Origin of the sequence: Bacteroides mucinivorans (genome assembly GCF_034654355.2) — a bacterium.
GTDB classification, from domain to species: Bacteria; Bacteroidota; Bacteroidia; order Bacteroidales; family Bacteroidaceae; genus Bacteroides; species Bacteroides nordii.
The window spans coordinates 5,513,759-5,527,147 of the sequence record NZ_CP178179.1; the positions used below are offsets into that span (position 1 = coordinate 5,513,759).

The window sequence follows — 13,389 nt, forward strand, 5'->3', positions numbered from 1 at the left end:
GGTTATGGAGTCATAGGAAATCAGCGAGATAATAAGTTATCAAAAAGAAAAAGGTGGTAAGGTGGCCATTACCACATTACCACCCTATAACTTTATAACGTTATAACTCTATAACTTATCCATTACAGCGTTTGTTTTACTTCTACTTCTTCGTAAGTTTCGATCATATCCCCCACCTTGATGTCGTTGTAATTCACCAGGCTGATACCGCACTCGAAGTTCGTACCTACTTCCTTCACGTCGTCTTTGAAACGTTTCAGCGCATTAATTGCACCTGAGAAGATAACAATACCATCGCGGATAAGACGTGCTTTGTCGCTGCGTTTCACCTTTCCGGTCTTTACTACCGCACCAGCAACCGTACCAACCTTCGTAATGTTGAATACTTCGCGAACTTCGATAGTAGAAGTTACTACCTCTTTCACTTCCGGTGCTAACATACCTTCCATAGCAGCTTTCACCTCTTCGATAGCGTCATAGATAACCGAATACTTACGGATATCAACGCCTTCCTTCTCTGCCATTCTCTCAGCTGAACCTGAAGGACGTACCTGGAAACCGATAATAATAGCATCTGAAGCAGCAGCTAGAGAAACATCTGATTCGGAAATCTGTCCCACACCTTTGTGGATTACATTTACCTGAATTTGCGGAGTAGAAAGCTTAATCAATGAATCGCTCAAAGCTTCTACCGAACCGTCTACGTCACCCTTCACAATGATGTTCAATTCCTGGAAGTTACCCAATGCGATACGACGACCCAACTCATCCAATGTAAGAATCTTCTGTGTACGCAAGCCCTGTTCACGTTGCAATTGTTCACGTTTGTTAGTAATTTCACGTGCTTCCTGATCGGACTCTACAACATGGAATGTATCACCTGCTGCAGGTGCACCATTCAATCCCAGTATCAATGCGGGTTCAGAAGGTCCTGCTTGCTTGATACGCTGATTACGTTCATTAAACATTGCTTTTACACGACCATAACTGGTTCCTGCCAACACGATATCACCCACTTTCAGCGTACCATTGGATACCAATACCGTAGCCACATAGCCACGTCCTTTATCCAAAGTAGATTCAATAATAGAACCTGTTGCATTACGGTTCGGATTGGCTTTCAGCTCAAGCATTTCGGCTTCAAGCAATACCTTTTCCATCAATTCACTTACACCCATACCTTTCTTGGCAGAGATATCCTGTGATTGATACTTACCACCCCATTCTTCAACAAGGAAGTTCATGGCAGCCAGTTCTTCTTTTATCTTATCGGGATTAGCCGTTGGCTTATCCACCTTATTAATTGCAAATACAATAGGTACTCCGGCAGCCATCGCATGATTGATAGCTTCCTTTGTCTGTGGCATCACATTATCATCAGCAGCTACAATAATAATAGCAATATCTGTTACCTTAGCACCACGGGCACGCATAGCAGTAAACGCCTCATGTCCCGGAGTATCCAGGAAGGTGATCTTACGTCCATCTTCCATACTAACATGGTAAGCACCGATATGCTGTGTAATACCTCCGGCCTCACCGGCAATAACATTCGCCTTACGGATATAGTCAAGCAATGAAGTCTTACCATGGTCAACGTGTCCCATTACAGTTACAATCGGTGCACGTGGTTCAAGATCTTCCTCTGCATCTTCTTCTTCTACAATGGCCTGAGCAACTTCAGCACTTACATATTCAGTTTTGAAACCGAATTCTTCGGCCACCAGATTAATTGTTTCCGCATCAAGTCTCTGGTTGATAGAAACCATCATGCCAATGCTCATACAAGTTGCGATAACCTGATTTACAGATACATCCATCATACTTGCCAATTCATTGGCAGTCACGAACTCTGTTATTTTCAGTACTCTGCTATCTTCCATTTCCTGGTTTTCCAATTCCTGCATACGATTGGAAACCATTTCACGTTTCTCTTTACGATATTTGGAAGCCTTATTTTTGCCTTTTGTTGTCAGACGAGCTAAAGTTTCTTTTACCTGCTTAGCTACATCTTCCTCGCTCACTTCCTGTTTTACAACCGGTTTCTTGAAACGATCTTTATTATTGTTACGGTTGCGGTTTTGCCCACCACCTTGACCTGCAGGCTTCTGGCTATTAGGAGTAGGATGTGCAAAATTAGAAGCAACGTTATTAACGTCTACTTTCTCCTTATTAATACGGATACGCTTCTTCTTGGCATTCGCATCTGCATTCTCCTTCGGAGCAGATTTTGCTACCTTATTGTCATCTTTACGGATTTCCTTAATAATAGCATCTTTGATCTGTTTCCTCTGATCCTGACGAACTTTTTCCTTTTCTTCCCGTTCTTTCCGTTTTTCCTCTTTCGATTTCTTCTTGGGTCGGGTTGACTGGTTCAATGCAGCCAGGTCTATCTGACCGATTACATTAATCTTAGATACAAATTCCGGTTGGCGGATTTTAAAGACGTCATCGTCTTTCTTTTCAGACTCAGCAGCCTCCGAAACAACAGGTTTCGATTCTACCTTTTCTTCTTTTATTTCTGGAGCAGCTTCCACTTTCTGTTCTTCTTTTTTCACTTCTTCCACTTTCTTCTCTTCCACTACCGGTTTTGGCTGTTCTACAACTACAGGCTGTACTTCTTTTACCGGTTCCGGTTTTGAAGCAGGTACAACTACCTCTTCCTTTTTTGCCTCTACGACAACAGGCTTCACTACTTCTTCCACTTTCTTCTCTTCCACTACCGGTGTCGGAGTTGGCTTTGGAGCTTCTGGTTTAGTCTGCGGCTGTGCTTCCGGCTGAGGTTGCGGTTTTGTCTCACTCACTCCCCCTTTATCAGCTTTCCGGTTGAATTTATTTAAATCTATTTTTCCGACAGGTTTAAACTTCGGGCGTGCATCTTCAGGAACAACTGTCTTAATAACATCCTCCGTTTTAGGTTTTTCGGGCTGTTTTTCGTAACCATCAATAGCCACTGATGCTTTGTTACGATCCTTATTCTGACGTTCCTGGATAAAACGCTCTGATTCAATCCGAAGATTTTTGTCTGTGCTAAACTCTTTCACGAGTATAGCATATTGCTCTTCGGTAATTTTTGTATTTGGGTTTGCCTCAACGGTATACCCTTTCTTTTGCAGAAACTCAACTACCGTTGCAATTCCTACATTCAAATCTCTTGTTACTTTGTTTAACCTTATCGTCATACTTTAAATTAAAAGAATAATGGAATGAGAAGATATTTACGATTTCACGATTGACGATTAGACGACTTATAGTTCCTTTCATCTACAACCTACAATATAGAGTAGCTCCAATCGTAAATCGTAAATAGCCTAATCGTAAATGAAATTATTCATTGTCTTCAAACTCCGATTTCAAAATACGTAATACCTCGTCCACTGTCTCTTCTTCCAGATCCGTCTTTTCAATCAACATTTCGCGAGGTGCAGTCAATACAGCTTTAGCCGTATCAATACCGATAGCCTTAATAGCATCGATTACCCAACTGTCGATTTCATCTTTGAACTCGTCCAGATAGATATCTTCATCCTGCACACTTTCATCCAATTCACGGAACACATCAATAGTGTACTCAGTTAACATACTGGCAAGTTTGATATTCAAACCGCCTTTACCAATAGCCAGCGAAACTTCTTCCGGACGGAGGAAAACCTCTGCCTTACGCTCTTCTTCGTTCAATCGGATAGAAGAGATCTTTGCCGGACTCAGTGCACGCTGAATAAACAAGGAGATATTTGATGTATAGTTAATCACATCAATATTCTCATTGCGAAGCTCACGAACGATGCCATGGATACGACTTCCCTTTACACCTACACAGGCTCCTACAGGGTCGATTCTATCATCATAAGATTCCACCGCAATCTTAGCACGTTCACCGGGAATACGGGCAATCTTCTTGATAGTAATCAAGCCATCGTTAATTTCAGGTACTTCCATTTCAAACAGACGTTGCAGGAAAACGGGAGATGTACGTGAAAGAATAATCTTCGGATTATTATTTTTGTTATCTACGCGGGCCACCACTGCACGCGCAGTCTCTCCTTTACGGTAGAAATCTGCCGGAATCTGCTCTGTTTTAGGCAGTAACAGTTCATTTCCTTCATCGTCAAGCAGCAGCATTTCTTTTTTCCATATCTGATATACTTCTGCATTAATGATTGTACCTACTTTGTCTATATATTTATTGTAAATACTATCTTTCTCAAGCTCAAGAATTTTAGAAGCTAATGTCTGACGAAGGTTTAGAATAGCACGGCGACCGAATTTTGCAAAAATAACTTCGTCAGTTACTTCTTCTCCTACTTCGTAAGAAGCATCTATTTTCTGTGCTTCTGTCAACGAAATCTGCATATTCGGATTTGTCAATTCCTCGTCTGCCACTACCTCACGGTTACGCCATATTTCAAAGTCACCCTTATCCGGATTTACAATTACGTCGTAATTTTCATCAGTGCCAAACATTTTCGCGATCACACTCCGGAACGACTCTTCGAGCACGCTAACCATCGTTGTTCTATCGATATTTTTCAGTTCCTTAAATTCCGAAAATGTATCAATCAAGCTGATTGTTTCTTCTTTCTTGGCCATAATTATTTAAAACTAATTAAGTATTTAGTGTATTTTATCTCATCATAACGGAAAGTTTCATCCTCTTCCATAAGTTTGGGACGTTTTGCTCCATCAAGCTTCATTTTCTTCTGTACAGCCACTACAAACTTCTCTTCATCGGCTTCCTTCAGCACTCCTGTCAGTTTTTTACCACTTTTGGTCAATACTTCCACTTCACTGCCGATATGATTATAGTACTGCTGCACTACCTTGAATGGCTGTCCGATTCCAGCCGAGCCAACTTCCAGCTCATAATCCTCCTCTTCACGGTTTAATTTAGATTCGATGAAGCGACTCAGCTCCACACAATCTTCAATCCAAACTCCTTCTGCATGGTCTATTTCAACCACAATCTTGTCATCAGGGCTTACAGTTACTTCTACCAGAAAGTAGTCTTTTCCTTCCAGCCACTCTTCAACAATCTGACAAACAGTTTTCTTTTCTATCATTGATTAGCTATATAAGAACAAAAAAAGGAGCTTAATCGCCCCTCCACCTTTCATCCGTTTCGGGTGCAAAGATATAAATAATCTATTCGACTACAAAATATTAGAGAAAAAAAGTTTAATATAACACCAGACGCAAAGGTAACTACTCTTTATACCACTAAAAGAGATGTCAAACAGATGCTGATTTGGTAAAAAAAGAGTAGTTATCTATTTGCAACGGAATTTATTCGGATCTGAATAGAAACGAGCAAAACTCACCACAGAGTAGCACAGAGTTCCACAGAGTAGTATTTATCTGATAAAACGCGGATTAACACAGATGAACGCAAATTAAAAGACTGTAGTTCTTTATCATACATTTGTTTCCCTTTGCGAGAATCTGCGATCATCTGCCTTCCAATAAAGATTTAAACTCTGTGGAACTCCGTGTTACTTTGTGGTGAAATACATTCAAAACCATACAGTAACGAAGATTATGTCCCTATCTTTTCGGTAGCGGAAGTATCCATAGACGGCATCATTACCCTTGCCCGGTGTTGTACTCTGTCTTTCTCAGAAAGGAACACTCCTTTCCCCGGTGAGCAGCATTGTTTTACATGTACATGTTTCACTGCTCCACATGTACATGTCGTACCGTCCCACATGTGCATGTCGTACTGCTTTACATGTACATCTAAAACAACGTCACACACCGAGGCTTCATACGTTACTCTACGAGATAGAGCTTTATCGATACCGGAAAAAGAGACGGATGGCAATGACAAACACCATTAAGCTCAAAACTGAATTTATTTACTATTAGACGATTTACGATGTACGATTGAAGTAACTCTCTTTTAAAAGCCTGTTTCAACGCTGTCAGAGACAGAGTAATCCCAATCGTACATCGTAAATCGTCTAATCGTAAATAGATTCGAAATGAATCGAACTTGCACAGAGTTTTTATCTGATGAAACGCGGATGAACACAGATGACGCAAATTAAAAGACTGTAGTTCCTTGTCATCTACTTGTTTCCCTTTGCGAAAATCTGCGTCCTGCGTTTCAACTAACCATCGCCTGGCGTACCTCCCCGTGGTGCGGGAAGCACTCAGTGATAAACCTCCGGAGTAGTGAGTGTGCCATCTTCCCCGATCAACTGAAATCCACGTTTGTTCCAGTAACGATGATAACCTCCAATGTTACTATTAATATAGATAAGTTCAAATGAGTGAATTCCTTTCTTCAAAGCAACTGACTTCCGGCTCACTGAATGTCGTATCAATTTCCCGCTATTATTTATTATTTTCTCCCCGTCTATCTTCAGTTGATCCATTTCGGAAGAGATATAATAAACCCCGTCAGCAGGAACCTCGAAATATCCTTTATAAAGGAAAGCACCGTTAGCTTCTGGTTTTACATCCAGATGAAACCCCGGAACGATCATTGGCTTTTCCCAATTCGCATCAGTTAAGTCTGTGACATAATAATACTTACCGGAGATACGTTGTAGTTCTGCTCCTGCCACCAATTTTCTGTGAAGAGCTGGTCTCATTTTTTCTTTCCGGACATCTATAATTCTTGTCCGGCTCAGTTTGCCGGACGGAAGCATGGTAGCTATTCTCAGCGTCGTATTCTTCATAAATACAAGAGGGGTGGTATATAGAGTGGATTGTATTGTAGGCATCGTTCCGTCAACTGTATAAACCATGGGTAAATTGCGGCTGTTATGAAAAGTCAGAGTTGTTTTATCAACAAATGCTACATAATCGGCCTGTGGTCCTTCGGGCAATGGAATATGATAATTAATATGATGGGCATCCAGGCGCCTCAACTGATTGTCCAAACGCTGAACAAAGGCAGTATAATCCTTATTCTCTTTTTGTGTCCAGGTTAATTCTGCCATGGCCAGCATACGCGGATAAAGAAGATATTCCGTATGCTCGGCAGTCGGAGAATATTCTGTCCATAAATTGGCCTGTGCACCCAATATGTGGTGAGATTTCTCCCGGGAAATCCCTGCTGCTACCGGTTCATATTTATATGCCTTCTCGAGCGAAATACCGAAACTGATGGTGATAGGTTCCACTTCCGGTGCTCCTTGCCCGGCATCATAATAAGCAAAATTCAAAGGAGTCATAATAACATCATGCCCCATGTTGGCGGCAGTGATTCCACCTTGCTCCCCCGTCCACGACATGACAGTAGCAGATGCGGCAAGCCCTCCTTCAAGTATTTCATCCCAGCCAATCATTGCTCTGCCATGTTTTAACAGGATTTTCTCGATACGATGTACAAAATAACTCTGCAGTTCGTGTTCATTCTTCAGCCCCTCTTCTTTCATACGGTGCTGGCATTTGCGACAAGCTTCCCAATGAATCTTCGGGCATTCATCTCCACCGATGTGAAAGTATTTTCCGGGAAACAAAGGAACGACCTCACCTATCACATCTTCCAGAAAGTTGAATACACGGTCGTTTCCGGCACAATATACGTTATCTTCCACACCCCACTGGTTTCTCAACTGGAAAGGGCCTTCGATACAGGATAATTCCGGATAAGCCGTAATTGCCGCAAGGGCATGCCCCGGAAGTTCTATTTCCGGGATAACGGTGATTTTCTTTTCAGCAGCATAAGCCACAACTTCCCGAATCTGGTCTTGTGTATAGAATCCACGGTTCACACTTCCGTCCACATTGTGCCGGACAGATCCTATCTCTGTCAGCAAAGGGTATTTTTTTATCTCAATAGTCCAAAGGTGATCGTCAGTAAGATGCCAGTGAAAGTAGTTCATTTTAAACATAGCCATGATATCCAACTGTTTCTTTACGAAATCGACATCAAGAAAGTGCCGGCATACGTCCAGCATCATGCCGCGATAGGCAAAACGGGGTTCATCTTTTACAGAAACGCAGGGAAGAGTCCATGCCACATTGTCCACAACAACCGCCTCTTCTATTTCAGGAGGAAGGAGTTGCATCACTGTCTGCATGCCGTAAAACACCCCTCTGTCACTCTTTCCGGTTACTGTGATCTGTCCGGGCATCACTTCCAATAAATATCCTTCCTCATTGAGAGGCAATTGGCTGTCTATTGATAATACAATGCTGTTTTCGGTAGCAATCGTGTTTACAGGCAGTTCATATCCTGTAGAGCGCTTTATTTTAGCCCCGAAATATCCGGCAACATCTTTCAGCTCAGTAGTTTGAACAACAAAAGAGGTCTGTGGAGTAATCATAAACTCTCCCTGCCGCACATGCACTTCCTGAGGATAAGGTGTTATAGTGATTTGTCTGTTACCCGTAGCAAAAGCTGACACCACGCTAACGGCTGCCAATAAATTTAGAAAGAATCGTTTCATAATAGTATCAGTTGTTTTAATATTTATCAGTTTCCGGCCATTACCTGTCTTCACCGTATGCCAGTTTTACATTGATGTCCGTATGATGATTCACAGGTACAGTCTGTTTCAAATACCCTTTCCCGGAGAATATCAGGATATCATCCGATGCGGCTTTTATTTCATACTCTCCCTTCTTATTTGTTTTCCCAATCTCCTTTTTCTGCCCGACAGACCAGATAGAAATATTCGCGACCAAAGTGGCCTGTATATCTCTCACGATCCCTCGAACAATCCTCATTTCTCCCGTTCCTACAGGTTTGCTTTGAGTTGCAATCTCATCTCCCGAATTCTTCTTCACATTGTCACCCATCCTTATCGTTTGTTTCAGCAGGATATTATCAGATGAGTTACCCAACTGAATCTCAAACTCACCGGGTTCTACCAACCGCAGCCCGGCTTCATTTGTCAGGGCAAGTTCTGCAACCGGGAAGCGTAACAAAACCGTTCTCTGTTCTCCCGGTTGCAGTTCCACCTTCGTAAATGCTTTCAGTTGTTTTATAGGGGTAACAACTGAGCTGACAAGATCACGTACATAAAGCTGAACGACCTCTTGTCCGGCCCTTTTGCCTGTGTTAAGTATTTCTGCTTTGACAAAAACCGAATCTTCCTTTACCGATACCTGCATATCCTTCATAGAAAAAGCAGTATAGCTCAATCCGTATCCGAAAGCCCATAAAGAAGCAGGAGAAGAGAACACATAATCCCGGCCCGGCTTCTGATAACTCCCAGGGTTCTTATAAAAACCTTTATCAGAAGGCAAATAGTTATAATAAGCCGGAAGATGTCCTACGCTCTGCGGAAACGAGAAAGTCAACTTCCCGGAAGGGTTTACCTTGCCGAAAAGAATGTCTGCGATAGAGTTACCCGCTTGTTCGCCTGCGTACCACTGTACTAGAATAGCCGGAAGATGTTCCTTCTCCCAAGCGATAGTGAAAGGTTTCCCACTTACCAGCACCAGTACTACGGGTTTTCCGGTTGCATAAACTGCCTTTATCAACTCTCCCTGTGCTCCGGTAAGATTAAGATCATGCAAATCGAACCCTTCGCCACAGTTAGTATTACTATAATCTCTTGCCAAAGATGCGCTCGAACTGCCACAGAACACCAGAGCGACCTCACTTTTCTGCGCTGCTGCCACAGCTTCGGGTATCAATGAAGTATCTTCGGACATCATACTGCATCCCGGAGCATAGTGAATGGCAACTTTACTTCCCAGCAGCTTCTGTAATCCTGCCAATGGAGTAACCCCATCTTTATTATCCCGGCTCCAAGTATAGTCACCAAACTGTACCTGTGCTGCATTCGGCCCTATCACAGCAACTGAGCGTAACTTGTTTGCATCCAACGGCAACAGTCCATTCTCATTCTTCAATAATACTACAGACTCATCTGCAATTTTACGGGACAAGGCGATACTCGCAGCAGAGTGCATCACCGTTTTCTTTATCTTTTCACCAAAAGGGTCTTCAAAGAGCCCCTGTTTAAATTTAGCAGTCAGCACACGACGTACGGATTCATCCAGTATCTTTTCGTCAAACTCTCCTTGCTCAATAAGTTGCTTCAGGTGCGGATAGCATTCACTGGAAGCCTCTACATCGAGTCCGGCAGAAAGTGCTTGTACTGCACAATCAGCAGGTGTGGCAGCCGTATGATGAAAGTTCTGCAACATCTCAATTGCCCCCCAATCAGAATAAACATATCCTTTGAATCCCCATTGTTTCCGCAAAACGTCGGTCAACAAGTAGGCAGAAGCCGAATTAGGAACATGATTCCACGAATTATAGGTAGACATAACTGCCTGTACCGGCAACTGAGTAATAACCATCTCGAAAGGTTTCAGGTAGATATCATGCAAATCCCTCAAGCCACTCTCCACAGAAGCGAGATTCAAACCACCTAAAGGGTTACCATGTGCTCCGAAATGTTTCAGCATAGGAGAGATACCGTTATCCAAATACCCACGTGTCTCTGCCAGAGCCAATGTCCCGCAGAGGAAGGGGTCTTCTCCGTAGGACTCTTCAACTCTTCCCCAACGCAAGTCGCGTACCACATCAATACAAGGGGCAAGAACCTGACGCATCCCTTGGGCATGAAGATCACAGGAAGTCAGAGCCGCCTTCTGATAAGCAAGTGCCGGATTGAATGTACTTCCCAATGCTATGTTCTGAGGAAAAATGGTAGAACCCTCATGAGCGGATCCGTGCAAGGACTCGGCAACGGTAAACACCGGTATTCCCAGACGAGTATTCTTTATCATATACTCCTGAATCACCCGCATATTTTTCCGGCAGTTTTCACCGGTCAGCGGAAAACCTTCTACAAAGCCCCAACCTATATCACCCACAAAAGTGGCGAGTTTATTCTCATCGAGTTCCTGTCCGTTGAATATATTCCAGGAATGTATATGGCGTATCTGGGCTATCTTTTCTTCAAGTGTCATGCGTTGCAGCAAATCCTCTACTCTGTCTTGTACAGGTAATGCGCTGTTCCTATAAGGAAGTTGTTGTGCCACCCCTAATCCTTGCTGAGACAGCAACAAAAGCAATAAAAGTGCTAATTTATTCAACAGTCTGTTCATGATATGTCTTTTTATATATTTTGGTAACTGTATTGCCACATTCTTTTCCCTGCGGCATGTCAATTGTGATTCTATCTTCTCCTATTCTCAGAGTAATATTCTGTAAATCAGCCCTCATCATAGCATCAGTCACAGATATCTTAGTGCCCTTTGCATCCTGTTCCATCAATACAACACAAGGTTCGGAAGCCGAGATTTCGGTATTACCAACCGTTACAACCGCATCGTCCTGATAAAAAACAAGCCCTGTAAGCATGTGATCCACCGTCGAAACGGCTTGTGCAAGCGTATCATTTCTCAATACGACAAAAGGCAATTCATAAGCAGGAGTCCCTTCACCACAATAAACAACGTAGCCATATTTACCATCTTTTACCTCCCGCCCCTGATCAATCCAAAGACGAAAGACAGCAGCACTATCCGGCAAATTCGCTTTACCTTTATTGCTCAGATTCCTTTTTAACCATTCGTTAGGAAGGGTTTCGACTGAATAAAAGGCATCCGAAGAATAGGGTGGTAATACCGTATAGGCAAATCCTCCCTGCTGCATGATCCATACCGGTTTTCCATCCCGGCACAAAGTACCCGAGGCCGAAGTTACCGGAGAGATGGACTTCCCATCAAACAAAGACACTTCTCCCTGATGGGCTGTTTGCTCTATCGAAGTCCGGATCGTACCTTCCAGTTCAGGAGACAGGTTGGTTACACCGGCTCCTAAAGCAACCAGATAATCTCCCATTATAAACCAGGATTTATAAGCTTTCACTCCGAAGGCCGACGAATTACTCTCTTTTACCCGTTTTTCTTTTGCTTCGGCATCCATTTTTTCGAAGATAAAACCTGCTACTGCATTCTCTCCTCCGCTCGTAGCACCTCCGGCAAAGTTGTGTTTACTGCAAAACCCTCTCCAATTAGTCACAGGAGACAGTTTATCCATACCTTCCCGTGCGGTAATACCCGGCATAGCGGTCAAATCCATAGCACCTATTATTCTACGGTATTCGTCTCCCTGGCGTTGAAAAAAGGTTAACCCGTCATTGGTGAAAATATTAAACTCATCCGCAAAGTTTCTCGCACTTTCAAGTCCGTCACAGCGGAAAGAGGCCATATTAATAAGGATATGGTACTCTTTATTCTTCTTAATCAGATCATCATTATTGAAAAACCAGCGAGATCCGTGATACATGCCGTCCGGATAATTATCCATACGGATATCTTCCCGCCCGGCCTCGTCAATCAGTTGTTTCAACTCTTTTAATTCGGCTGAAGTAAAGGCGTCTGCATAGTCCTCCACTGTTCGCTTCAGCATTTCATAATAAGGTACGGGCTGATGCCTGCCCTCATAATATACCATCGAATACCGGTCGAGACACGGAGGAATGTATCCTTTGTAATGATAAAAGTTACTTCCCCGGTAGAAATGGAGTAGCGCTTCCGCATTCTCCCTGCTTAATGTCTGAGCCCAGGGAGCCTTCTTCAACACTTTCAGAATATTCAAGGCACTGGATGCACCGTGAATAGGATATCCCCATACCAGACATTGCTTACCATGCCCCCATCCGGCACCATCGGCTGTAAATCCTTCATTCCAGAAAGCCTCTTCATAATTGGTTTGGGACACATTGCTTAGACTCTTTTTCGCAACTTCTGCTACAACGTCTACCATCGGAATAGAGTCCATCAGCACAGCCGTCTCCAACAGAGGACGGTAAGCCAGTGCATTTCCTCCTACCCACCATACATGATGACGAAAACGGGGAATACTGACCACGTTTTTGTCCGTTTCATCCTTACGTAAGGGTTGTGTCCACGATTGCATAGCAAGGTATTTGAGCATCCGGTTTGCCTTTCCCTCCAAAGAAGAAGCGTTTTTATCCGTTTCCGTTCGCTCCATCGCATCTATCAACAGATAATAAATGCCGCAAGCCGCCTGAGGGATAGCAAAACAAGAGGCATGAAACCGATCATTCGGCTGGCGGTTCTGTTCGATAGTACCATATCTGACAATTGCTTTCCAATACTTATCAGGAATCTCTTTTCCACCCTTCTGACGGTAATAAGCAGCAAGTGACCTCAGACGGTTCATTGCTTCGGTGAGATAAAGTCCCATATGTTGTTGTTCGTCAAAACTTATACTTTCGAGCAACTTCCGTGTTCCTATCTCTCTTTCATAAGCAATCATGTCTGTAAACTGTCCGTCACGATTCAACAGGCTGATATATTTTTCACAGTCAGCTTCATTACAGGAACCATTTACATTTGCCACATAATACTCCCTAAGCATACGCATACCTTCTTTCTTCGACGGTTGTGCGAAGACACCGCAAGAAAGCAAAATCAAAATCGCGAATAAATGTGTTCTCTTCATAT

General features: G+C 43.0%; 6 protein-coding genes. All 6 read right to left on the reverse strand.

What is annotated here, in order from left to right; all coding sequences use genetic code 11:
• Positions 1-122: 122 nt before the first annotated feature.
• The 6 genes from infB to VCM39_RS20915 all read right to left on the reverse strand — a co-directional run bounded on the left by infB (position 123) and on the right by VCM39_RS20915 (position 13,387).
• Positions 123-3,182, reverse strand: coding sequence for a translation initiation factor IF-2 (gene infB / locus VCM39_RS20890; RefSeq protein ID WP_289291526.1), 3,060 nt, complete (start codon positions 3,180-3,182; stop codon positions 123-125).
• Between the two features lie 145 nt (positions 3,183-3,327).
• Positions 3,328-4,590: a transcription termination factor NusA gene (nusA, locus tag VCM39_RS20895; RefSeq protein ID WP_221650683.1), complete on the reverse strand. Its 1,263-nt coding sequence runs from the start codon at positions 4,588-4,590 to the stop codon at positions 3,328-3,330.
• 2 nt (positions 4,591-4,592) lie between these two features.
• Entirely contained in the window at positions 4,593-5,060 is a 468-nt protein-coding gene (gene rimP / locus VCM39_RS20900) for a ribosome assembly cofactor RimP (RefSeq protein ID WP_221650684.1), read from the reverse strand.
• Positions 5,061-6,149: 1,089 nt separating this feature from the next.
• On the reverse strand, positions 6,150-8,399 hold the full coding sequence (locus tag VCM39_RS20905; RefSeq protein WP_322933335.1) for a family 20 glycosylhydrolase: 2,250 nt from the start codon (positions 8,397-8,399) through the stop codon (positions 6,150-6,152).
• A gap of 40 nt (positions 8,400-8,439) precedes the next feature.
• On the reverse strand, positions 8,440-11,019 hold the full coding sequence (locus VCM39_RS20910) for a glycoside hydrolase family 3 N-terminal domain-containing protein (protein ID WP_322933336.1): 2,580 nt from the start codon (positions 11,017-11,019) through the stop codon (positions 8,440-8,442).
• Positions 11,000-13,387, reverse strand: coding sequence for a polysaccharide lyase family 8 super-sandwich domain-containing protein (locus VCM39_RS20915; protein ID WP_322933337.1), 2,388 nt, complete (start codon positions 13,385-13,387; stop codon positions 11,000-11,002). Before VCM39_RS20915 ends, VCM39_RS20910 begins: the two co-directional genes overlap by 20 nt.
• Positions 13,388-13,389 lie beyond the last annotated feature (2 nt).